The sequence below is a fragment of the Bacillus sp. 103mf genome (assembly GCF_900116295.1).
Classification (GTDB): domain Bacteria; phylum Bacillota; class Bacilli; order Bacillales; family Bacillaceae_G; genus Bacillus_A; species Bacillus_A bruguierae.
In genome coordinates this window covers 953,511-977,715 of the sequence record NZ_FPAF01000001.1, presented here as the reverse complement: position 1 = coordinate 977,715, position 24,205 = coordinate 953,511, and the positions used below count along the sequence as shown (strand labels likewise).

Annotated in this window: 23 protein-coding genes and 2 other annotated features; of the genes, 19 read left to right on the top strand and 4 right to left on the bottom strand. The window is 38.5% G+C overall.

The features are described 5' to 3' along the window. The first annotated feature begins 20 nt into the window (after positions 1-20). The 5 genes from recJ (at position 21) to BM350_RS04970 (ending at position 6,366) form a co-directional block, all read left to right on the top strand. Entirely contained in the window at positions 21-2,360 is a 2,340-nt protein-coding gene (gene recJ / locus BM350_RS04990) for a single-stranded-DNA-specific exonuclease RecJ (protein WP_090919740.1), read from the top strand. A 47-nt stretch (positions 2,361-2,407) separates the two neighbouring features. Continuing rightward, complete coding sequence (locus BM350_RS04985; protein WP_090919743.1) at positions 2,408-2,920, top strand: adenine phosphoribosyltransferase; 513 nt, start codon at positions 2,408-2,410, stop codon at positions 2,918-2,920. A gap of 206 nt (positions 2,921-3,126) precedes the next feature. Then, positions 3,127-5,310 (top strand): GTP diphosphokinase, encoded by a 2,184-nt coding sequence (gene relA / locus BM350_RS04980; RefSeq protein WP_090919746.1) that lies wholly within the window; start codon positions 3,127-3,129, stop codon positions 5,308-5,310. A 16-nt stretch (positions 5,311-5,326) separates the two neighbouring features. Then, complete coding sequence (gene dtd, locus BM350_RS04975) at positions 5,327-5,767, top strand: D-aminoacyl-tRNA deacylase (RefSeq protein WP_090919749.1); 441 nt, start codon at positions 5,327-5,329, stop codon at positions 5,765-5,767. A gap of 197 nt (positions 5,768-5,964) precedes the next feature. Next, entirely contained in the window at positions 5,965-6,366 is a 402-nt protein-coding gene (locus BM350_RS04970) for a hypothetical protein (protein ID WP_090919752.1), read from the top strand. Positions 6,367-6,882: 516 nt separating this feature from the next. On the opposite strand, the gene BM350_RS04960 is transcribed toward BM350_RS04970, so the two are convergent. Beyond that, on the bottom strand, positions 6,883-7,131 hold the full coding sequence (locus tag BM350_RS04960) for a VanZ family protein (RefSeq protein WP_090916839.1): 249 nt from the start codon (positions 7,129-7,131) through the stop codon (positions 6,883-6,885). 74 nt (positions 7,132-7,205) lie between these two features. On the opposite strand from BM350_RS04960, the gene BM350_RS26770 reads away from it, so the two are divergent. From BM350_RS26770 to BM350_RS04940, 4 genes are all read left to right on the top strand, one after another. Then, positions 7,206-7,382, top strand: a complete 177-nt coding sequence (locus tag BM350_RS26770; protein WP_020060835.1) for a hypothetical protein — start codon at positions 7,206-7,208, stop codon at positions 7,380-7,382. A gap of 69 nt (positions 7,383-7,451) precedes the next feature. Next, positions 7,452-7,681, top strand: a binding site (T-box leader). 67 nt (positions 7,682-7,748) lie between these two features. Further along, the gene (gene hisS, locus BM350_RS04950) at positions 7,749-9,020 is read left to right on the top strand and encodes a histidine--tRNA ligase (protein ID WP_090916837.1); all 1,272 of its coding nucleotides are present in this window, start codon (positions 7,749-7,751) and stop codon (positions 9,018-9,020) included. Positions 9,021-9,032: 12 nt separating this feature from the next. Further along, entirely contained in the window at positions 9,033-10,808 is a 1,776-nt protein-coding gene (gene aspS, locus BM350_RS04945) for an aspartate--tRNA ligase (RefSeq protein ID WP_090916836.1), read from the top strand. A gap of 338 nt (positions 10,809-11,146) precedes the next feature. Beyond that, positions 11,147-11,914, top strand: a complete 768-nt coding sequence (locus BM350_RS04940; RefSeq protein WP_090916834.1) for a tRNA threonylcarbamoyladenosine dehydratase — start codon at positions 11,147-11,149, stop codon at positions 11,912-11,914. A 31-nt stretch (positions 11,915-11,945) separates the two neighbouring features. Here the strand turns inward: BM350_RS04940 and BM350_RS04935 are convergent, their stop codons facing one another. Next, a complete protein-coding gene (locus BM350_RS04935) occupies positions 11,946-12,587 on the bottom strand; it encodes an RsfA family transcriptional regulator (protein ID WP_090916832.1) in 642 nt (213 codons plus the stop codon). 273 nt (positions 12,588-12,860) lie between these two features. On the opposite strand from BM350_RS04935, the gene BM350_RS04930 reads away from it, so the two are divergent. Both BM350_RS04930 and BM350_RS04925 read left to right on the top strand, forming a co-directional pair. Beyond that, the gene (locus BM350_RS04930; RefSeq protein WP_090916830.1) at positions 12,861-13,112 is read left to right on the top strand and encodes a hypothetical protein; all 252 of its coding nucleotides are present in this window, start codon (positions 12,861-12,863) and stop codon (positions 13,110-13,112) included. A gap of 91 nt (positions 13,113-13,203) precedes the next feature. Continuing rightward, positions 13,204-13,419, top strand: a complete 216-nt coding sequence (locus BM350_RS04925; RefSeq protein ID WP_090916829.1) for a hypothetical protein — start codon at positions 13,204-13,206, stop codon at positions 13,417-13,419. Positions 13,420-13,904: 485 nt separating this feature from the next. Here BM350_RS04925 and BM350_RS04920 read toward each other — a convergent pair whose 3' ends face one another. Then, on the bottom strand, positions 13,905-15,188 hold the full coding sequence (locus BM350_RS04920; protein WP_090916827.1) for a replication-associated recombination protein A: 1,284 nt from the start codon (positions 15,186-15,188) through the stop codon (positions 13,905-13,907). Between the two features lie 503 nt (positions 15,189-15,691). On the opposite strand from BM350_RS04920, the gene BM350_RS04915 reads away from it, so the two are divergent. The 7 genes from BM350_RS04915 to BM350_RS04885 all read left to right on the top strand — a co-directional run bounded on the left by BM350_RS04915 (position 15,692) and on the right by BM350_RS04885 (position 22,137). Beyond that, a complete protein-coding gene (locus BM350_RS04915) occupies positions 15,692-16,108 on the top strand; it encodes a cysteine metabolism transcriptional regulator CymR (protein WP_090916825.1) in 417 nt (138 codons plus the stop codon). A 35-nt stretch (positions 16,109-16,143) separates the two neighbouring features. Beyond that, on the top strand, positions 16,144-17,301 hold the full coding sequence (locus tag BM350_RS04910; RefSeq protein ID WP_090916824.1) for a cysteine desulfurase family protein: 1,158 nt from the start codon (positions 16,144-16,146) through the stop codon (positions 17,299-17,301). 4 nt (positions 17,302-17,305) lie between these two features. Further along, on the top strand, positions 17,306-18,421 hold the full coding sequence (gene mnmA, locus BM350_RS04905; protein WP_090916822.1) for a tRNA 2-thiouridine(34) synthase MnmA: 1,116 nt from the start codon (positions 17,306-17,308) through the stop codon (positions 18,419-18,421). Between the two features lie 266 nt (positions 18,422-18,687). Then, positions 18,688-19,344, top strand: a complete 657-nt coding sequence (locus BM350_RS04900) for a tetratricopeptide repeat protein (RefSeq protein ID WP_090916820.1) — start codon at positions 18,688-18,690, stop codon at positions 19,342-19,344. Between the two features lie 19 nt (positions 19,345-19,363). Next, on the top strand, positions 19,364-21,694 hold the full coding sequence (locus BM350_RS04895; RefSeq protein ID WP_090916818.1) for an SF1B family DNA helicase RecD2: 2,331 nt from the start codon (positions 19,364-19,366) through the stop codon (positions 21,692-21,694). A 108-nt stretch (positions 21,695-21,802) separates the two neighbouring features. Next, the gene (locus BM350_RS04890) at positions 21,803-21,991 is read left to right on the top strand and encodes a hypothetical protein (RefSeq protein WP_020060848.1); all 189 of its coding nucleotides are present in this window, start codon (positions 21,803-21,805) and stop codon (positions 21,989-21,991) included. A 17-nt stretch (positions 21,992-22,008) separates the two neighbouring features. Then, the gene (locus tag BM350_RS04885) at positions 22,009-22,137 is read left to right on the top strand and encodes a YrzQ family protein (RefSeq protein WP_090916815.1); all 129 of its coding nucleotides are present in this window, start codon (positions 22,009-22,011) and stop codon (positions 22,135-22,137) included. A 100-nt stretch (positions 22,138-22,237) separates the two neighbouring features. On the opposite strand, the gene BM350_RS04880 is transcribed toward BM350_RS04885, so the two are convergent. Then, the gene (locus tag BM350_RS04880) at positions 22,238-22,453 is read right to left on the bottom strand and encodes a hypothetical protein (protein WP_090916814.1); all 216 of its coding nucleotides are present in this window, start codon (positions 22,451-22,453) and stop codon (positions 22,238-22,240) included. 197 nt (positions 22,454-22,650) lie between these two features. Between BM350_RS04880 and BM350_RS04875 the strand changes: the two genes are divergently transcribed. Next, the gene (locus BM350_RS04875; RefSeq protein ID WP_170857657.1) at positions 22,651-23,727 is read left to right on the top strand and encodes an AI-2E family transporter; all 1,077 of its coding nucleotides are present in this window, start codon (positions 22,651-22,653) and stop codon (positions 23,725-23,727) included. Between the two features lie 42 nt (positions 23,728-23,769). Further along, positions 23,770-24,038: a binding site (T-box leader), on the top strand. Positions 24,039-24,205 lie beyond the last annotated feature (167 nt).

Sequence of the window (24,205 nt, the reverse complement as noted above, 5' to 3'; positions counted from 1 at the left end):
ACAGGTTAAGGGGTGATGTCGTGTTACAACCGAAGACGCGTTGGAAAGAAAAGGATAATAATGAGGAGCTTGTAGGACAATTGGCAAATAAACTTCAATTGTCATCTCTTGTTACTTCGTTATTATTAAATAGAGGTTTAGATACAGAAGAAAAGATTGTGGATTTTTTAAATACAGAGCAGCAAGAATTTCACGATCCTTTTTTACTTAAAGGTATGGATCGTACTGTAGAGCGCGTTCGCCAAGCGATTCAAAACGGTGAACAAATTTTAATTTTCGGTGACTATGATGCGGACGGTGTTAGTAGTACAACCGTTTTATTTCTAGCATTGCAAGAACTCGGAGCGGATGTAGAGTTTTATATTCCGAACCGGTTTACAGAAGGGTATGGACCGAATGAAGAAGCGTTTCGCTGGGCGCACCGTGCTGGTTTCTCGCTTATCATTACGGTTGATACAGGCATTGCAGCCGTTCATGAGGCGCAGGTTGCGAAGGAGCTCGGCATTGATTTAATTATTACTGACCATCATGAGCCGCCGCCAGAATTACCGGAAGCTTTGGCTATCATTCATCCGAAGTTAGAGGGTGGCGTATATCCATTTCACTATTTAGCAGGTGTTGGTGTTGCGTTTAAAGTTGCTCATGCATTGCTTGGGAGTGTACCAGAACATTTATTAGAAATTGCTGTTATTGGTACAGTAGCCGATTTAGTGCCTCTTTATGGTGAAAACCGTCTGCTTGTGCAGCGCGGATTGAAAAAATTGCGAACAACGCAGCGAGTGGGACTACAGGCGCTGTTTAAAGTTGCTAATATTTCGCAAGGTGAAATTACAGAAGAAAGTGTAGGGTTTGCAATTGGACCACGCATTAATGCGGTTGGACGATTAGAAGATGCAGCGCCAGCTGTTCATTTATTATTATCAGAAGACGTAGAAGAAGCAAAAGAACTCGCACAAGAAATTGATGAATTGAACAAATTACGAAAAGATATTGTAAAGCAAATTACAGAAGAAGCGATTGCAGAAGTAGAAACACATTATCCACCAGAAGAGAATGCAGTATTAGTTTTGGCAAAAGAAGGGTGGAATCCCGGCGTAATTGGGATTGTTGCTTCAAAGCTCGTAGATCGCTTTTACCGTCCGACAATTGTGCTAAGTATTGATCCTGAAAAAGGTACGGCAAAAGGATCAGCTCGTAGTATTGAAGGGTTTGATTTGTACGCGAATTTATCAGATTGCCGGGATATTTTACCGCATTTTGGCGGGCATCCAATGGCTGCTGGTATGACCCTTAGTATGGATGATGTCGATGAATTGCGCCGACGCTTAAACGAGCAAGCTACTGCATTGCTATCAGATGAGGATTTTATCCCGGTCACTACGGTAGATGTAGTGTGTAAAGTTGAAGATGTCACACTTGCTGCAATAGAAGAAATGCAAAAGCTTGCTCCGTTCGGTGTTGGGAACCCAAAGCCGCGCGTTGCTGTGAAAGATGCAAGTCTGGAAAGTATTCGTGCTATTGGTTCCGATGGTTCACATTTGAAAATGACACTTCGTGATGGACAAGCGACATTAGATAGCATTGGCTTTGGTTTCGGGACATTGGCAAAAGAAATTTCTCCTGTTGCGCACGTATCGATTGTTGGAGAAGCTTCTATTAATGAATGGAATAATTTCCGTAAACCACAAATTATGGTTCAAGACATTGCTGTAGAAGCTTGGCAATTATTTGATTGGCGTAGTATGCGTAATGTAGAAACGAATTTAGCTGATCTTTCGAGAGATAAATTGATAATCGTCTATTTTAAGGAAGAAGCACTGCAAAAATTTTCTTTAGAAGCATATAACGATTATGTTGTACACGCTAAAGATGTGATAACATTAGAAGATCGTTATGTTGTTGTTCTTGATTTACCAGATGTAACAGAAGATTTAAAGCACATATGTGAAAAAGGATTCCCGGCCCGCATCTATACTGTTTTTTATCAAGAAAACAATCATTTATTTAGTACGGTTCCGACGAGAGAACACTTTAAATGGTACTATTCATTCCTACATCAAAAAGCACCATTTTCGCTTCGTCAATATGGTGAGCAGCTTTGCCGTCATAAAGGGTGGTCAAAAGATACAGTAAATTTCATGACACAGGTGTTTTTTGAGTTAGAATTTGTTACAATAAAAGACGGTGTCATTTTTATGGCGGAAGAAATGAAAAAGCGTGATTTAACGGAATCAAACACGTATCGTGAGAAAATAAACCAATTACAATTAGAAAAGGAACTAGTTTATAGCACATATCAGCAGTTATATGCATGGTTTGAAACGATTCGTAATCATAAAGAAGTAGAACAGTTAGGATAAAGGACTTGTATTTACAACTCTTTTAAATTCGAGGAGGATTCATAAATATGGATTTCAAGCAACATATTGCAATCGTACCAGATTATCCGAAAGAAGGTATTGTCTTTAAAGATATCACACCTTTAATGAACGATGGAAAAGCATATAAAGCAGCAACAGATGCAATCGTTGCGTATGCAAAAGAAAGAAGTATCGACCTTGTAGTAGGACCAGAAGCACGTGGTTTTATTATCGGATGTCCAGTTTCTTACGCATTAGAAGTAGGATTTGCACCGGTTCGTAAATTAGGTAAATTACCACGCGAAGTAATCAAAGTAGATTACGGTAAAGAGTATGGTAAAGATGTGTTAACAATTCATAAAGATGCAATCAAACCAGGTCAACGCGTATTAATTACAGATGACTTATTAGCTACAGGCGGAACAATCGAAGCGACAATTAAGCTGGTAGAAGAACTTGGCGGTGTTGTTGCAGGTATCGCATTTTTAGTAGAGCTTACTTACTTAGATGGCCGTAAAATGTTAGATGGCTATGACGTATTAGTATTAGAAAAATATTAATCGTAAACAGGACGACATGCGGAGTACCCGTGAATCTCTTTGAGAGGATCGGGTATTTTTATATATGTATCGAAAAAAAGTAAAGTGAAATGTCTGTGAAATCTTTTCCTTTTCACAATTCACACTCATTACGTTATAATGGTAAGATAAAAATTATTCTAATTGGCAAGGAAAAAGATTATGAATCTTCAATAAAAGGTGATTAGATGGCGAATGAACAAGTACTAACAGCTGAGCAGGTACTGGAGAAAGCAGGGCAATATTTACACGATGATGATATCGATCTTGTTGCGCGCGCTTATGAATTTGCACGTGCAGCGCATAGCGAGCAATACCGAAAATCAGGTGAACCATATATTATCCATCCTATTCAAGTAGCAGGAATTTTAGTGGATTTACACATGGATCCGTCTACTGTATCAGCAGGTTTTTTACATGATGTAGTAGAAGATACAGATGTAACATTAGAAGATATTGAACGTGAATTTACAAAAGAGATTGCGATGCTTGTTGATGGTGTAACGAAGCTTGGGAAAATTAAATACAAATCTCATGAACAGCAGCAGGCAGAAAATCATCGAAAAATGTTTATCGCAATGGCGCAAGATATCCGTGTTATTTTAATTAAGCTTGCAGACCGACTTCACAATATGCGAACATTGAAACATTTACCGCAAGAAAAACAGCGCCGCATTGCAAATGAAACATTAGAAATTTTCGCCCCATTAGCACACAGGCTCGGAATTAATACGATTAAGTGGGAATTAGAAGATACGTCGCTTCGTTATTTAAATCCGCAGCAATATTATCGTATTGTCAACTTAATGAAACGTAAGCGTGCAGAACGCGAAGAATATTTAGATGAAGTTATGACGGAAATTCGTGACAAATTAAAAGAAGTCGCGATTCAACCAGAGATTTCTGGTCGTCCAAAGCATATTTATAGCATTTACCGAAAAATGGCGATGCAAAATAAACAATTCAATGAAATTTACGATTTGTTAGCTGTTCGTGTTGTCGTAAATAGTATTAAAGATTGTTATGCCGTTCTGGGTATTATTCATACGTGCTGGAAGCCAATGCCGGGACGTTTTAAAGATTATATCGCAATGCCAAAAGCGAACTTATATCAGTCGCTGCATACGACAGTAATTGGACCGAAAGGCGATCCGCTTGAAGTGCAAATTCGTACGAAAGAAATGCATGAAATTGCTGAATACGGAATTGCAGCACACTGGGCATATAAAGAAGGAAAAACGGCTGAAACAACAGGTACGCTTGAGAAAAAATTAACATGGTTCCGTCAAATTTTAGAATGGCAAAATGAAGCATCGAATGCAGAAGAGTTTATGGAATCATTAAAAATTGATTTATTCTCTGATATGGTGTTCGTTTTTACACCAAAAGGAGATGTCATGGAACTGCCACTTGGCTCTGTTCCAATTGACTTTGCTTACCGCGTTCACTCTGAAATCGGGAATAAAACGATTGGTGCAAAAGTAAACGGTAAAATGGTTACTTTAGATTACAAGTTAAAAACAGGTGACATCATTGAAATTTTAACATCTAAACATTCATACGGTCCGAGTCAGGATTGGGTGAAATTAGCGCAAACATCGCATGCGAAAAATAAAATTCGTCAATTTTTCAAAAAGCAGCGCCGTGATGAAAATATTGAAAAAGGCCGCGAGCTTGTTGAAAAAGAGGTGCGAGGCCTTGAGTATGAGATGAAAGAAGTATTAGCATCTGATAACTTAAAGCGCGTTGCTGAGAAATTTAATTTTGCAAACGAAGAAGATATGTTTGCAGCTGTTGGGTATAATGGCATTACTGCATCGCAAATTGTCACACGTCTAACAGATAAATTCCGTAAACAACGCGAAGAGGAAGAGTTAACAGAAGTAAAAGAAGTTCGAAAACCGATGAAAATTCGCAAATGGGATTCTGGTGTGAAAGTAAGCGGAGCGGATAATTTACTTATTCGTTTATCAAAGTGCTGTAATCCAGTTCCAGGTGATGATATCATTGGCTATATTACAAAGGGCCGTGGTGTATCCATTCATCGTACCGACTGTGTAAATGTTCATACAGAAGAAGCGCAGGTTAGGTTGTTAGAAGTAGAATGGGAAGGCAGCCCAGAAAAAGAAATTGAATACAACGTTGATATTGAAATTTCAGGATATGACCGCCGTGGTTTATTAAATGAAGTATTGCAAGCTGTAACAGAAACGAAAACATACATTTCGGCTGTTTCAGGAAGAAGCGACCGCAACAAAATGGCGACTATTCATATGTCTATTTCGATTCGTAACTTACAGCATTTGAAAAAAGTTGTCGAGCGTATTAAACGAGTTCCAGAAATTTATGCGGTGCGCCGCATGATGCATTAATAAGGAGTGAAGAGAAATGAGAGTTGTCTTACAACGATCAAAAGAAGCATCTGTAACAGTAAAAGGTGAAGTTGTAGGACAAATTCCTTTCGGCTTAACACTATTAGTTGGAATTACCCATGAAGATACAGAAAAAGATGCAACGTATATCGCTGAAAAAATTGCAAACTTACGCATTTTTGAAGACGAAAACGAAAAAATGAACCATTCTGTATTAGATGTTGGGGGACAAGTTCTTTCCATTTCACAGTTCACGTTATACGGAGATTGCCGAAAAGGGAGAAGACCAAACTTTATGGATGCAGCAAAACCCGACTACGCAGAACGTTTATACGACTTCTTTAACGAAGAACTTCGCAAGCGAGGACTGCACGTAGAAACAGGACAATTTGGGGCGATGATGGACGTTCAGCTTATTAATGATGGTCCGGTGACATTGATTGTAGAGAGTAAATAATAATAGTAGAAGAGAGGGGATATGTTCCCCTCTCTTTTTGATTTGTTTAAAACATATGCACAATTGGTCTATTGTATAATGGAAAGGGGGAGTGATACGATGAATAGAGAATATGAAAAGTTAATCGTAAAAAATTTCTTTAAATGATATTTCCATTTATTGTCGTTATCGATTAGATCATATAGAAGGTGTTCGATATGATGAAGTATTCCTACAAAGAATTTTCACCAAGTTTATTAGCACAGATAAAGGAGATAGAAGAGTCCTTAAAGGAACCCATCGCTTTATTGTTAAAAAAATATAAATCCGTGTTCGCAGAAAAAAATATAGATTTCGGTGCAGGACTTGAGATAGAGGGAGAAAATCATTTTACTCCTGGATACAATTCTGTTGTTGTTATAGGAATAACAGAAGAAGATGATGAATTACTTGATTTATATATGATTACAATTTGGAAATGCGAACGAACGTGGCTTGGTATGCCTGTTTCTAAAAACATACCTGGATGCAAAATTACGGGAGAATTAGTGGAGGAATCGGTCAAGGAAGTTTTGCTAGAGTTGGAAGAGCATATAGAAGAGATATGGAAAGAGGATTAATTGGAAAGTGAACGAAATGAGACATACGTGTTTGAACATTCATCCCGCTATTTGTGGGCAGTAAGACCCCCACCTCAAGATTCAGAGAGAAACGTTGTCCAGTTCTAGCGGCTAGAATCTCCGGTCGTTTCGCCCCCTCCGACGAGGCAAAAAGCGCCTCTTTGTCAGGGACGTGGGCGTCCTGCGTTTCTGAGCGAGCCGCTTCCGCTTTTCTAAAGAAGATAGGTGGGGGATAACTGCCCGTAAAAGCCCGATTGGGCGGGCTTTCCATCAGTGGGAGATGAAAAAACTCTCCACTGATGGAAGTTTCACTTTATCGAACTAGCCGATGACTTTTATTTTTCAAAAATCTGCTGAAGGACTCAAAGATTTTTCATGGCTACAACTATATCGGCGCTTTTTTCGATATATCAGCGCAAATGTATCATTTATCGGCGACTTTTGCAATATATCGGCGATTCGACACGAAATAAAGATCTTTCGATCATATTCGACACAAGAAAAGCCACCTTATCATCAAAATGAGATGGTTTTATTAGTACGCTTATAGCGAATCCATAATTTTTTCATGCCAATATAAATGCTGTAGCCGATTAATGCGCCGCTAGTGTTCAAAATAATATCATCCACATCAAAGATGCCAGTAAAAGTTAGTAATTGCAGTAATTTGATAAAGAAAACGATTTTGATAAAACGCTCGCATATGTATTCTCCCAAAATAGGCGGGCATTCAGTTAGGGAATAGGCGATGACTCCTTTTGGCAATAGTGTATAACCTCCATATCAATATGGAACACTAGTCATTAGAATTCCACTATTTGAATGTGAGGGATATACGTATGCGTATGAATGAAAAGGGAAACTCTGCTACTAACGGAGCAAACCAATTGTTTAATGTGAATTTTCATGAGTTTATTTCAAAGGAACAGCAAAATACATCGCTAGAACTTGCTTCTGAATTTGGAATTTCTTTAAAAGATGTGAAAACTTTAAAGAAACACCTTGGACGTTCTTGAGAATCTTGACAACAATTGTGAATAACCGTATAGTAGTAAACAAATTCATTTTTTTACAGTTACATATGTTATAAACCGATGATAGAGAAGAGTAGATGAGAGACACATGAAAAGAGAGGAAATGTCCAGGGCTGAAAACATTTCTGCATGATGACTGATCGAATGACACTCTGTAGGTTTCGTCTTGAACGGCATAGTGCTTAGTAGAGGTCGAACGCAATTTAAGCGTTATTAAAAAAGTGGAAGCATACGTGCTTCAATTAGGGTGGCACCACGGGTATTATACTCTCGTCCCTACTGTAAAATCAGTAGAGGCGGGAGTTTTTTTATTTTTATTATTATTGAGAAAATGAGGAGGAACTGAATATGTCTATTCAAATCCCACGCGGAACGCAAGATATCCTTCCTGGTACTGTGGAACTATGGCAGTATATTGAAGGGCAAGCACGTGAAATTTGTCGTCGTTACAACTATAAAGAAATTCGTACACCGATTTTTGAGCACACAGAATTATTTTTACGTGGTGTTGGGGATACGACAGATATCGTACAAAAAGAAATGTACACATTCGAAGATCGCGGAGAGCGCAGCTTAACACTTCGTCCAGAAGGAACAGCACCAGTTGTACGTTCTTATGTAGAAAATAAAATGTTTGGCGACGCTACGCAGCCGACAAAATTATATTATATCGGGCAGATGTTCCGTTATGAAAGACCACAAGCAGGACGCTATCGTCAATTTGTTCAGTTTGGTATTGAAGCGATTGGTAGTAATGACCCAGCAATTGATGCAGAAGTTATTGCGCTTGCTGTTGAGTTTTATCGCGGGATGGGCTTAAAGAATATTAAAGTTGTGTTAAATAGCTTAGGTGATGCAGCGAGCCGTAAAGCGCATCGCGATGCATTAATTGCACACTTTGAGCCTCGCATCGGTGAGTTCTGTTCAGATTGCCAATCTCGTTTAGAGAAAAACCCACTTCGTATTTTAGATTGTAAAAAAGATCGCAATCATGAATTGATGAACACAGCGCCATCTATTACAGAATACTTAAACGAAGAATCAAGTGTGTACTATGAAAAAGTACAAGAATTATTAACAATGATGGGTATTCCATTTGAGAAAGATCCAAACCTTGTGCGCGGTTTAGATTATTATCAGCACACTGTATTTGAAATTATGAGCAAAGCAGAAGGTTTTGGGGCGATTACGACGTTAAGCGGCGGCGGTCGTTACAACGGACTTGTACAAGAAATCGGTGGACCGGAAATGCCTGGTATTGGTTTTGCGATGAGTATCGAACGTTTAATTATGGCGCTGAAGGCTGAGAATATTGAATTACCAATTGCTCATCATATTGATTGTTATGTTGTAGCACTTGGTGAAAAAGCGAAAGATCATGCTGCCAAAATTGTCTTTGACCTTCGTAAGGCTGGATTAGCAGTTGAGAAAGATTACTTAGATCGTAAAATGAAGGCGCAGTTTAAATCAGCGGATCGTCTAAGTGCAAAATATGTAGCTGTATTAGGTGATGATGAATTAGAAAAAGGTATTATCAATTTAAAAGATATGGCAACGGGCGAACAAGAAGAAGTTGCGTTAGATGTATTTGCTTCTTATGTAGCAGAAAAATCACTATAGGGGGAAAAAGAAATGGCTGAAAGAACGCATGCATGCGGAAAAGTAACAGTAGAAGCTGTGGGACAAACGGTTCAATTAAAAGGTTGGGTACAAAAGCGCCGTGATTTAGGCGGATTAATTTTCATTGACTTACGTGACCGTACAGGTATTGTACAAGTCGTATTTAGTCCAGAAACTTCAAAGGAAGCGTTAGAAATAGCAGAAACAATTCGCGGTGAATACGTACTGCACGTAGAAGGTACAGTTGTTGAGCGCGCAGCTGGTGCAATTAATGAAAATATGGCAACAGGTCGTATTGAAGTACAAGCGATAAAAGTAAACGTACTAAATGCAGCAAAAACAACACCAATTATGATTACAGATGATACGGATGCATCAGAAGATGTACGTCTAAAATATCGTTATTTAGATTTACGTCGCCCTGTTATGTACAACACATTTAAAATGCGTCACGACGTAACGAAAACAATTCGTAACTTCTTAGATAGCGAAGATTTCTTAGAAGTAGAAACACCAATTTTAACGAAAAGTACACCAGAAGGAGCTCGTGATTACTTAGTACCAAGCCGTGTACATGAAGGCGAATTTTATGCGTTGCCGCAATCTCCGCAGTTATTTAAGCAGCTTCTTATGGTCGGCGGATTTGAGCGTTATTATCAAGTAGCACGTTGCTTCCGTGATGAAGACTTACGTGCAGACCGTCAGCCAGAATTTACACAAATCGACATTGAGACATCATTCTTAACGCAAGAAGAAATTCTAGAAATGATGGAACGTATGATGGTAAAAGTGATGAAAGAAGCAAAAGATGTAGAGATTAACGCACCATTCCCGCGCATGACATATGCCGATGCAATGGCTCGCTACGGCTCTGATAAGCCGGATACACGCTTTGCGATGGAACTGATTGATCTATCAGAGTTTGCGGCAGACTGCGGATTTAAAGTGTTCACAAGCGCTGTAGAGAGCGGTGGACAAGTAAAAGCAATCAATGCAAAAGGTGCAGGGAGCAAATATTCTCGTAAAGATATCGATGCATTAACAGAATTCGTTAAAGTATACGGAGCGAAAGGATTAGCTTGGTTAAAAGTTGAAGAAGACGGCTTGAAAGGACCAATCGCGAAATTCTTTAACGAAGAAGATGCAAACACGCTTATGAGCACGTTAGAAGCGAATGCTGGCGATTTATTATTATTCGTTGCTGATAAGAAGAGCGTTGTTGCAGACAGCTTAGGAGCCCTTCGTTTACGTCTAGGTAAAGAACTTGAGTTAATTGATGAAAGCAAGTTTAACTTCCTATGGGTAACAGATTGGCCGCTTCTTGAGTATGATGAGGATGCGGATCGTTACTTCGCAGCGCATCATCCATTCACAATGCCATTCCGTGAAGATGTAGAGCTATTAGAAACAGCACCGGAAAAAGCGCGTGCACAAGCATATGACCTTGTATTAAATGGTTATGAGCTTGGCGGCGGATCACTTCGTATTTACGAGCGTGACGTACAAGAAAAAATGTTCAAAGCACTTGGTTTCTCACAAGAAGAAGCACAAGAGCAGTTCGGATTCTTATTAGAAGCATTTGAATACGGTACACCGCCGCATGGAGGAATTGCATTAGGTTTAGACCGCCTTGTAATGTTACTTGCAGGTCGTACAAACCTTCGTGATACAATTGCCTTCCCGAAAACAGCAAGCGCAAGCTGCTTATTAACAGAAGCGCCAAGCCCAGTTGCAGATGCACAGCTTGAAGAGCTTTACTTACAATTAAAAGTAAAAGAAGAGAAGTAAGAACGAATCCTAGATGGACATACTAATTCCATCTAGGATTTTTTATTTGAGTATATAACTTATATAAATACAAAATAACTACTCAGTTACTTTATGAAAAAACGACAGAAAAGCATTTTTTTTAAATGGGCGAGAGGGACTGGCCATGCATAGAAGCGGTCAGGGCCTTTTCCTGCCACGTGCAAAGTATAAAACAAAGAGAGAAAGCAAGTAGCAGTTATGTTTTATTCTGCACGGCAGCGACTTAGATTCTAAAAAATCAAAGTGGATATATACAAATAGTCGGAAAAACGCTAGAATACATGGTAGACCATTTTTGTAATAGGAGTGTAGAACGCATGTTACATCAATTTTCACGTAATGAATTAGCCTTTGGAAAAGAAGGTATTGAAATATTAAAGAATAGTACAGTTGGTATTTTAGGAATTGGCGGCGTTGGTTCGTTTGCAGCAGAAGCGTTAGCGCGTTCTGGCGTAGGTCGTCTTGTATTAGTTGATAAAGACGTTGTAGATATTACAAATGTTAACCGTCAAATCCATGCGTTACTTTCTACTGTAGGTCGTTCAAAAGTAGAATTAATGAACGAGCGTATTGCTGATATTAATCCGGACTGCGAAGTTATTGCATTAGAAATGTTTTATACAGATGAAACATACGAAGAGTTCTTTAAACATGGTTTAGATTTCGTAGTGGATGCATCTGATACAATTACGTTCAAAATTCACTTAATTAAACAGTGTTTGCGACGTAAAATTAAAATCATTTCAAGTATGGGTGCAGCAAATAAAATGGACCCAACTCGTTTCCGTATTGCGGATATTTCTAAAACGCATACAGATCCAATTGCGAAAGTTATTCGTACGAAACTTCGTAAAGAAGGTATTAAAAAAGGTGTAAAAGTTGTATTCTCTGATGAAAATCCAATTGTGATTCGTGAAGATATTCGTAAAGAAATCGTTCCAGATGAAAATGCAAAAATTCGCAAAGCGAAATTACCACCGTCCTCTAACGCATTCGTTCCGTCTGTGGCAGGCTTAATTATGGCAAGTCATGTTGTGCGTGAACGTTTGAAGGCTATCGAAGTAAAACGTGTCGGACAAGACTAAACGAAGAGAGGTGCTCATGCACCTCTCTTCTTCATTGTGAAACAATATCTAAATTTCCGTTCTGATCCATTTTAAAAATCGGTGCCATTTGTTCTTTCGGCTCATCTAGTAGGACGAGCTTGCGGGCACGGTCCATAATTCTAACGAGTGTTTCATAATCTTCTTGTACAGATTGCTGTTGTTTCTGCAGCGCTTCAAGCTTTTTCTCTAATTGATGATTTATTTTTTGTAGTGTTTCAAGCTGACTATGTAATGTTTCATTTTCAGTTTGTAATTTTTCTATATGTGGATTGTTTTGTTCTATATTTTGTAAAAATGAAATAATATCTTGCATCGTAAGTGACGGCTCAGTTGCGATAACATCTTCCGAAAACTCAGCCTCAATTACGACCTTTTTTTTCGGTTCCACTCGTGATACTTGCGTTTTCGGTTTCACTGCTTGTTCCCTCTTTAATTCTTTTCGTTGTTTTCTCGCAATTTGCACAGCTTCTTCATAACTTTGCCGAACTTCTGCATTCCAACGAAAGCCGCAAGCGGCAGATGTTCTATTTAATTGATCGCCAACTTCATCAAATGCTTTTAATTGTGTGCTGCCTTCGCGAATGTGACGTAAAACGGTTTCTGCGAGAAGTAAATCTTCTTCTCCAGTCCATGCATCCTGGCGCATTTTCATTATGAAACCTCCATATTTCATGTCGTTTTTGCTTATGTTACCCTTTTGCTTCATTTTTATACGAATGCTATCGTTTTTCATGATAAATTCTGTTGCTTCTTTTTTGGTAATTCGAAGTGGAAATAAATGGTTTCATAACTTATAGTTAGAAGAACAGGTAAAATTGCTATTATGTGGAGAATTGAAAATGTAAGCTTTTAAATGGAGATCGAATATAGTAGGAAAAAGAGGCTAGTAGTTTATTGAAACTTACTATAGTTTGGAGTGAAATACATGTACGCACTAATATTAGGACTACTTATAGTCGGGGTTCTTTTTACCGCTATTCCCATATCTAGAGCTATACAGGAAGTTAAACAAGAAAAATCAGTAGCAGATAAATGGAAGTTAGGGTTCGGTTTTATTATTGATATGTGTATAATGAATCCTCTTTCTGGTTTATTTTTCTCTCTAATGATTGGTATTCCAGCACTCTTAGGAGGAATCATATTAATTTTACTCATTGTATTGGACATACCGATTTAAAATAATTAAAAAATGGAGCTGAAAATGGATCGCTTGTATATGATATAGAATAAAAAATTTTAATTTTTTAACGGAAGCGGCAGGAGGAAAGATGGGGAAGGTAATAGGAGTATTTTTAATTTTGGCTGGATGCATCCCTTTAGTATATTTAATAATATCAATTTTCAAAGGGTGGAGAGAAAAGGGAAGTAAATTTGTCGTTAAGTCATTGGTGATGGTTGCCATTAGTATTATTTTAAACACGGGTGGAATTGTAGTCTGTATAGGAATAATCATATTAGGTTTTGCTTTCGTTTTATATGGATAAGCAATAATTGGGGATTTTTTGAACATAATATCTTTCTTTATTTGTATTTAATAGGAGAGAGGGGTATATATGCTAAAAATGATACGAAATAGATTACCTTTAATTGGAGCGATTTGTTTATTGTTACTTACTCTATTTAATTATTTTTTAGAAAATGATGTTTGGAGAAATTGTATAAGCATAGGGTTATTTTTGTTTGTTTTATTTTTATATCTGATATCTAGGGAGCGTAAAGAATAGTTGGATTTTTAAAGGGGTATTTTTGAACAGTCTAATATACCAGAGGAATATTGGGGCCCGGAAGGTTATGGTTTTGAAGATACCCTCTTTATATTATTGCCTGATAAAAGTAAAAGAATATAAGATTAATAATCAATACAGCTATAGTAGATTTTGAAACATTTATGAATGGCTTATACATCCATAGAGATTAGGAAACCTTTTTCGTTAAGGTTTCCTAATCTCTTATTTGAATAGTAACATTATCATTTTGATTTACTTTGATGCGAATGTTGCAGTCGTTCGTATACAGTAGCAAGTGCTTGCTCGAATTTACCAGTCGTTTTTGGTTTATAGTATTGCTTGTTTTTTATTTTATCCGGTAAGTATTGTTGCTGAACCCATCCATTTGGATAATCGTGCGGATAGAGGTAGCCAATTCCTCTGCCGAGCGATTCGGCACCTTTATAGTGACTATCTTTTAAATGAGCTGGAACATCACCTGTTTGTCCATTTCGTAAGTCGTGAAGTGCTGCATCGAGCGCTTTATATGCTGAATTTGATTTCGGTGATAAGCATAGTTCAATGACCGCATTTGCTAGTGGAATGCGAGCTTCTGGAAAGCCGACGCGTTCTGCGGATTCGATGGCTGCAAGTGTACGAGGCCCAGCCTGAGGGTTTGCAAGTCCAACATCTTCGTATGCCATAATCAGTAATCGTCTGCCAATGCTTTGCATGTCACCAGCTTCAATAAGGCGAGCTAAATAATGAAGAGCGGCATTCACATCACTTCCGCGCACTGATTTTTGGAAAGCCGATAATACATCGTAATGAGCGTCGCCGCCTTTGTCGTGTACAAAGCTTTTCTTTTGTAAACATTCTTCAGCGATTTCAAGTGAGATTTCTACTGTTTCTTCATTTGTTGAAAAGCTAGATAAGACAGCAAGTTCAAGTGCATTATAAGCAGAGCGCATATCACCGCCATTTGCGTTTGCAAAGTGACGCAGAGCTTCATCGGTTACGATTATGTTATATTCTCCTAGCCCTTTTTCCTTATCTGTTAAAGCGCGTTTTAATCCTTGTAAAAGGTTTTCTTCTGTTAAAGCGTGTAGTTCAAAAATTTGACAACGGCTCCGAATAGCGGAATTAATCGCGTGAAATGGATTGCTTGTCGTTGCCCCAATTAATGTAATGAGCCCGCTTTCTAGGTGAGGAAGCAGGAAATCTTGTTTTCCTTTATCTAACCGATGCACCTCATCTAAAATTAAGATGAGATGACGATGCATTTTGGCCTCTTGGACAACAACTTCCATATCTTTTTTATTATGAGTAACGGCATTTAATAGACGAAAAGGCATACCGATGCTGCCGGCAATGGCGCTTGCGATTGATGTTTTTCCTGTTCCGGGAGGTCCGTATAAAATCATTGATTGTAGATGCTTTGCTTGTACCATCCGCCATAAAATTTTGCCTTCGCCCACTAAATGTTCCTGTCCGATCACTTCTGTAATATTGGTCGGACGCATTCGATGTGCGAGTGGTTGTTTCATATGTTCTCTCTCCTTAAGTGACTGTTCCTGTTATATATAAATTCATTGTAACTACTCAGCCATATATTTAATTTAGAAGCTTGATAAGGGGCATTATTCCAGCGAAAATATGTCCCTTATTACCTATAGAAAGTTATTTTCATTTTTCGGCATATAGATTACTGCCATGAAGATAAAAATGGGCCTACACCTTGCTGTCTTTCTTTGTTTTCAAACTTTGCATGTGGCAGGAAAAGGTCCTGACCGCTCCTATACATAACCAGTCCCTCTCGACCAATTTAAAAAAATGCTTTTCTGCCGGTTTTCAATTTGTATTTATATAAATTCCGAGTTATTTGGTATATTTATATGTTATCATTTCTGTTAGAAAAGTTGAAATTCCTTATCATACTATATTATGCTATAATTTCAAAGGATTTTGATTTCAGAGAGTGTTTTTCCTATTAAATAAAAGAATAACAAACCAAGTAGAAGCGAAAGACTTGAAAAGAGGTGCTACATATATGAAAATCTCAACAAAAGGCCGTTACGGTTTAACAATTATGATCGATCTTGCGAAAAAGTTTGGAGAAGGTCCGATTTCATTAAAATCGATTGCGCAGGCGCACGATTTATCTGAGCATTATTTAGAGCAATTAATTTCTCCGCTTCGTAATGCTCGTCTTGTAAAAAGTACACGCGGTGCATATGGTGGTTATGTATTATCAGACCAACCGATTAACATTACGGCAGGTGATGTAATCCGCGTATTAGAAGGTCCGATTAACGTAGTAGAAATGTTGGATGAAGAAGAACCAGCACAGCGTCAGCTTTGGATACGTGTTCGTGATGCGGTGCAAGAAGTTCTTGATAGTACAACGTTAGAAGATTTAGTACGCTATGAAGAAGAAAACAACGGCGGTTATATGTTTTATATCTAATTCCGTGTGTAACGATTTGGAAAGAAGGAGATATTATGGAACGCATTTACTTAGATCATGCTGCGACATCTCCGGCTCACCCAGAAGTAGTCGAAAAGATGATTCCATATATGACAGAAGCATTTGGTAACCCGTCAAGCATCCATTTCTTTGGGCGCCAAGGCCGTCATGCAGTGGATGAAGCAAGACGTGCGTGTGCGCGCAGCATTCATGCAAATCCAAATGAAATTATTTTTACAAGCGGCGGTACAGAGGCTGATAATTTAGCACTTTTAGGCGTAGCTCGTGCGAATCGTAAAAAAGGAAATCATATTATTACGACAGCAATTGAGCATCATGCGATTTTGCATACGTGTAATGTGCTAGAACGGGAAGGGTTTGAAGTGACGTATTTACCTGTTGATGAAACAGGGCGTATTCGCATTTCAGATTTGCAAGCGGCATTAACAGAGCAAACGATTCTTGTCTCTATTATGTTTGGAAATAATGAAGTTGGTACAGTGCAACCAGTAGCAGAAATTGGTGCTCTATTAAAAGAACATAGCGCTTACTTTCATACAGACGCAGTACAAGCGTACGGTTTAACAGCAATTGATGTGAAAGAGCTTGGCATTGATCTATTGTCAATTTCGGGACATAAAATTAATGGTCCAAAGGGTGTGGGCTTTTTATATGCAGGACAGCATGTAAAGTTTGAACCGCTATTAACAGGCGGAGAGCAAGAGCGGAAACGCCGCGCTGGTACAGAGAATGTGCCGGGAATTGTTGGGCTTTGGCAAGCTATTTTATTAGCAGAACAAACTCGTGAGCAAAAAATTGCCCGGTACAAGGGATTTAAAGATATAATAATATCTGTCTTTAAAGACGAAAACATTACTTTCGAGGTAAACGGAAGCTTCGAACATAGCCTACCACATGTGTTAAATGTAAGTTTTGCAGGAATGCATATTGAGTCATTTTTAATGAATTTAGATTTAGCAGGAATTGCAGTTTCAAGTGGATCTGCTTGTACAGCCGGCTCTATTGATCCGTCACATGTGCTTGTAGCGATGTTCGGAAAAGAATCCGATAAAATACGTTCATCCGTACGTTTTAGCTTCGGTTTTGGAAATACGAAAGAACAAGTCGAAAAAGCAGCGTACGAAACAGTGAAGATCGTGAAGCGATTAACACAAAATGAATATAGGGGGTGACATGATGAACAAACTACCTCACGAAACACGCGTTGTCATCGGGATGTCTGGTGGCGTCGATTCATCTGTAGCAGCAATGTTGTTAAAGAAACAAGGCTATGATGTAATCGGAATCTTTATGAAAAACTGGGATGATACGGACGAAAACGGCGTATGTACAGCAACAGAAGACTATAACGATGTCATTGAAGTATGTAACCAAATTGGAATCCCGTATTATGCAGTCAATTTTGAAAAGCAATATTGGGAAAAAGTATTTACGTACTTTTTAGATGAGTACCGCGCTGGTCGTACACCGAACCCAGATGTAATGTGCAATAAAGAAATTAAATTTAAAGCATTTTTAGAACATGCAATGGCGCTTGGCGCAGATTATGTAGCGACAGGACACTATGCACGTGTAGCGTATATAGATGGTGAATATAAAATGCTGCGCGGCGTTGATGATAATAAAGACCAAACATATTTCTTAAATCAACTTGGTCAAGATCAATTATCAAAAACAATGTTCCCGCTTGGTGAGCTAAAGAAGCCGCAAATTCGTGAAATGGCGAAGGAAGCTGGTTTAGCAACAGCGGCGAAAAAAGATAGCACAGGTATTTGCTTTATCGGCGAGCGTAACTTTAAAGACTTTTTAAGCAATTACTTGCCGGCACAGCCAGGTAAGATGCAAACATTATCTGGTGAAGTGAAAGGGAAGCATGACGGGTTAATGTATTATACAATTGGACAACGTCATGGCCTTGGTATTGGCGGCAATGGTGATCCATGGTTTGCTGTTGGGAAGAACTTGAAAGAAAACATTTTATATGTAGAGCAAGGATTCCATAATGAACTGTTATATGGTGACGAAGTATTTGCTACAAATGTAAGTTGGGTAAGCGATAAGCCGAAAGAAAAAGAATTTGCATGCACAGCGAAATTCCGCTATCGTCAAGCGGATAACGGTGTAACGGTTCAAATCGTTGATGAGAATACAATTCGCATTCTTTGTGATGAACCAATTCGTGCGATTACGCCAGGACAAGCAGTTGTTTTTTATGATGGAGATGAGTGCTTAGGCGGTGCGACAATTGATGACGTATATTGTAATGGTAAGAAACTTGATTATTTAGGATAAGAAAGAAGAACCTCTGCCTTGTATCGGTCAGAGGTTTCTTTTTAGATAAAGTGAAACTTTAATCAGTGGGGGGGCTTTATCCCCCGTTGATTATCAGCCCTCACCAATCGGGCTTTTACGGGCAGTTTATCTCCCACCTAACTTCTTTGCTTTCGCCAAATCTTGAGGTGGGAGTATTACTGCCCGTTAATGCGGGATAAACGCGAATTTTTGTTCGCTCGGAAAATGGATTCTTTGTTATAATTTGTTGTAGAGGTGAAGGATAAATGTCAAACAAGCTTGAAACAGGCATTCAATATATGCAAGAAGGAAACTGGGAAGAAGCAGCAAAGAATTTTACTGAGGCGATTGAGGAAAATCCAAAAGATGCACTTGGTTATATTAACTTTGCAAATTTATTAGATGCATTAGGAGACAGTGAGCGTGCCATTGCTTTTTATAAACGTGCGATTGAATTAGATGAGAAATCTGCTACAGCATACTATGGATTAGGAAATATATATTATCAGCAAGAACTTTTTGCAGAGGCGAAAGAAGCGTTTGAGAAGGCGATGCAAGCGGGGCTACAGACAGGAGATGTATCGTTTATGCTTGGCATTACATATGTGCAGCTTGGAAACGACCGTTTAGCACTGCCGTTCTTCCAACGTGCAGCTGAGTTAGATGGAAATGATGTTGAAGCCATTTTCCAATGCGGATTATGCTTTGCGCGTCTAGAGCATGTAAAAGAAGCAAAACCTTATTTTGAACAAGTTGTAGCGCTTGATGAAGAACATGCAGATGCATATTACAATTTAGGTGTTGTGTATGCGTTTGAAGAAAATCGTGAGAAGGCGCTTGCGATGTTTAAGAAAGCTGTAGCGATTCAGCCAGATCACTTTTTAGCAGGTAATGGCATTCGTTTACTAGAGCAAGACGCATAAAATGGAAGGAGGGGGCAAAATGGGAAATCAACATGCAATGGATTTGTTTGAGGAAGAGCAAAAGTTTATAAAAGCGCAAGTTCTTCATACCATTTTCCACAACGAAGAAAACCTCTATTCCGTTGTCAGTATGAAAATTATTGAAACGAATGAAACATATGACGAAAAAAAGGTCATGATAACAGGTCATTTTCCCCGAATGCATGAAGATGAAGTGTTTACATTAACGGGTCACTTTAAAGATCATCCAAAGTACGGGAAACAATATCATATTGAAACGTTTAAAAAAGAATTGCCGCAAACAAAAACAGGAATGGTGCAATATTTAGCGAGTGATTTATTTAAAGGAATCGGGAAACGAACAGCTGAAAAGATTGTTGATCATCTTGGTGAACATGCGATTTCAAAAATTATGGATGATCCCGCAGCTTTGGACGGAATTGTAAATAAGCAAAAAGCACAGGAAATATACGAGACGATTATTGAACATCAAGGTCTTGAAAAAGTAATGAGCTTTCTAAACGGTTATGGATTTGGAACGAAGCTTTCTATTAAAATTTATCAACAGTATAAAGAAATGACACTGGAAGTCATTCGCAATAATCCGTATCAACTTATTGAAGAGGTAGATGGTATTGGTTTTGGTCGGGCTGATGATATTGGACGAGCGCTTGGTATCTCTGGTAATCATGCTGATCGTGTACGAGCAGGATGCTTTTATACATTAGAGCACGTGTCGCTGCAAGAAGGTCATGTATATATGAAAAGAGAGCAGTTAGTGCAGCAAACAATGGAGTTATTAAATAACCAGGAAATGGCTGTTACAGAAGAAGATGTTTTGCAATGTGCGGAAATGATGCAAGGAGAAGGTAAAATTATTATAGAAGATGAGCGTGTATATTTAGCCTCCTTGTACTATTCTGAAAAAGGTGTTGTAGCCTCCATTAATCGTTTACTTGGCCAAGAAGAACTTCCTTCCTTTCCTGAATCAGAGCTGTTGTTAACACTCGGAAAAATTGAAGAACAACTTGGCGTGCAATACGCACCGCTTCAGCAAGAAGGTATTCAAACAGCTCTTCATAAGCCAATGATGATTTTAACAGGTGGACCTGGTACAGGAAAGACGACTGTTATTAAAGGGATTGTTGAAATGTATGCTTCTCTTCACGGTTTATCATTAGACCCGAAGGATTATAGTGATGACAATCCGTTCCCTATTTTATTAACAGCACCGACAGGAAGAGCGGCAAAGCGTATGAGTGAATCAACAGGATTGCCTGCTTGTACGATCCATCGTTTGCTTGGATGGACACCGGAAGGATCGTTTCAACGTAATGAGCACGATCCTGTTAAAGGGAAACTACTCATTATTGATGAATTTTCCATGGTTGATATTTGGCTTGCGAATCAATTGTTCAAATCATTGCCATCTACGATTCAGGTCATCATCGTTGGAGATGAAGATCAATTGCCATCTGTTGGTCCTGGACAAGTGTTGAAAGATTTATTAGAAGCAGGCGTTATTCCGACGGTAAAGCTTACGGAAATCTATAGACAAGCAGAAGATTCATCTGTCATTCAGCTTGCTCATGCGATTAAAAAAGGTGTACTACCTTCTGATGTAACGCAAAACAAGAAAGATCGTTCGTTTATTGCATGTACAGGAACTCAAATTGTAGATGTTGTGAAGCAAGTGTGCGAAAACGCAAAAACAAAAGGATTTAGTGCGCGAGATGTACAAGTGTTAGCTCCGATGTACAAGGGACCGGCGGGTATTAATACGTTAAATGAAGCGCTGCAAGAAGTATTTAATCCGAAAAAAGAAAAAAGAAAAGAAATCGCATATGGCGAAGTTGTGTATAGGACTGGAGATAAAGTGCTTCAACTTGTCAATCAACCGGAAAGTCAAGTGTTTAACGGTGATATTGGTGAGATTGTGTCGGTGTTTTATGCGAAAGAAAACGTGGAACAACAAGATATGGTTGTTGTTTCTTTTGACGGTATCGAAGTGACCTATACAAAAGCAGATTTAAATCAAATTACACACGCATATTGCTGTTCGATCCATAAATCACAAGGAAGCGAATTTCCAATTGTAATCATGCCTGTTGTGAAAAGTTATTATCGTATGTTGCGCCGTAATTTAATTTATACAGGGATTACACGCAGTAAAAAGTTTTTAATTATTTGCGGCGAAGAATCGGCGTTTCAATCTGGCGTAAGTCGCCTTGATGACGCGCTTCGTCAAACTACATTATGCAACCGCCTGCAAGGAAAGACAGAAGTAACTGAGGTTATAACTGCGGAAGGTCTCGATGTGGAAAACATTTCACCGTATGATTTTATGTGATGAGGTGAAATTATATAGTGTAATGCAGTTCTTCTCGTGTATAAACATATACAGTTTGGACATAATGGCGTAATAGAATACGGGAGATTGTAAGGAGATGAACGCCATATGTTTAGTTGTCCAAACTGTAAAGGGAAAGATATTGGAAAAATCGGTGTGAATCAATATTATTGCTGGAACTGTTTTATTGAATTATCGATTTCAAAGGGGAAAATTCATACACATCAAGTCGAAGAAGATGGTTCATTAAGTTCTTTAGATGATTTGTTTGATGAGAATGAACGAACAATCGGCTAATAAGGAGAGTGTTAACTTTGAAATTGCGTTCATCATTAATTGCATTAGGTATAGGGGCAGCAGCATATCAATATGCACGTAAGCAAGATGTATTTTCAAGACGAAATATGAAAAGAGCACGTAAAATGCTTCGGTCCTATTTATAATTCACATTATACATGCGAAAAAGCTTCCTAATTTTAGGGAGCTTTTATCATATCTGGCGAGAAGACCCCCGTCTCAAGCGGAAACGGTAGGTGGGGTAGTTCAATATGTACTTGTATAGAGATAAAACAGTCCGATTTGGGAGAAGAGATGGGAAAGTCCGTAGCAGCCAAGTCCTAAAATGCCATAATGCCAGAGATGCCTGGCACGTTCTTGATTTGAAGAGGGAATGAAAAATCCCTTCCAAATGCCAAGACAAATACATACCCATTCTAATAGCATACAAAGTGCGGAAAGACCTAGCATCAACCAAACCATCGTATTCCCCCTAACTTTGTGGAACGAATTGGGATATTACTGCCCATTCATGCGTAATAGCGCATGAAATGGTGCTTGTTATTTTAAGTATATGTATTCTTCTACAAAACAATAAGAATACCTACAAAAATATTGCAACGCGGCAAGGTTTTTTAATTTTTACACATAACCTTCTCTATTTCTTTTCAAACTAAGAAATAGAGGAGGTTTTTCTGTTGAAGAATCTTAAAATTATTTGGATCTATCGGTTAGGATTATTATTGCTGATTTTTTTATGTTTACTTGTCTTTTTGAAAATTAAGCCGCTTTGGGCACCGATTTTATTTGTGTTTAAGGTTGCTATTACACCATTTCTCATCGCTTGCTTTGTTGCTTATTTGCTGCACCCGCTTATTGAAAAATTGCATGAAAAAGGTATGCCGCGTACAATTGCCATTTTATTCATTTACATTCTTTTCTTTGGGGGCCTTGGATACGGTGTGTATAAAGGGACACCAGCCGTTATTGCACAGCTCCAAGAAATGAACGAACAATTCCCACAAATTGTAAATATGTATGAAATGTGGACGGATGGAGTAACAGAGCAAACTGAAAATTTTCCTGAGTTCGTGAATGAGAAAGTGAAGCAAACATTTACAGGGATTGAAGGGAAGATACAAGCGCTTTTAAATAAAGTAATGAGTACAGCAAGAGGAATACTTGATTCGCTTCTTATTATTTTTTTAATTCCATTTATCGTATTTTATATATTGAAAGACTACGCAGAGTTTTACCGCATTTTTTGGAATATTGTACCAGTTAAATGGCGTAAGGATGGGCAACAGTTAGCAAAAGAAATTGATAAGTCTCTTGGAAATTATATTCGCGGCCAATTATTTGTTTGTTTAATTTTGGGTGGGGTTTCTGCACTAGCCTTTTGGTTTATCGGGATGAAATATCCACTGCTTTTAGGAATTATTGTTGGAGTTACTGACATTATCCCGTATTTCGGCCCTATTTTAGGAGCGATTCCAACATTAATGATTGCTGCAACAGTATCGACGAATTTAGTCATTAAAGCTGGCATTGCGCTTGCGATTTTACAATTTGTTGAGAGTAATATACTATCTCCGTATATTGTGGGAAGATCGCTGCGGATGCACCCAGTTGTTATTATGCTTGCGCTACTTGTTGGGGGAGAAGTTGGCGGCATTGTCGGGCTTTTATTATCCGTTCCCCTTCTAGCAATTCTTCGTACGATCATTGTGCATACTAAGCCATTTTGGAAACATTGACAAATAGAAATGGATTCGCTACAATTTGGGCATATAGTATATGTTAAATTGATGACGGAACGAGTATGTTACAGTCCATTTTGCAGAGAGAGGCTTCCTTAGGCTGTAAGAAGCTTCAAATGAAGGGTAACAGAACGCTATTCCTGAGAGCAGCTAATTCCTGCCGTCTTGCCACGTTACGGCAACTTGAGGTGATGAAATATATGCATATTGTTATGATATGCAATTTAGCCGTCGTGTCTAAAAATGAGACACTTCCGCTTTTTATTTCATAATCAGGGTGGTAACGCGAGTCAACTCTCGTCCCTGTTATAGGGGACGGGAGTTTTTTGTTTTTTATCCCGCATTAACGAGCAGTAATCCCCCACCTCAAGATTAAGAAAATGCGAAGGAGATAGGTGGGGGATAACTGCCCGTAAAAGCCCGATTGGTGAGGGCTAATGATCAGTGGAGGAAGAAGCCTCCCACTTATCAAAGT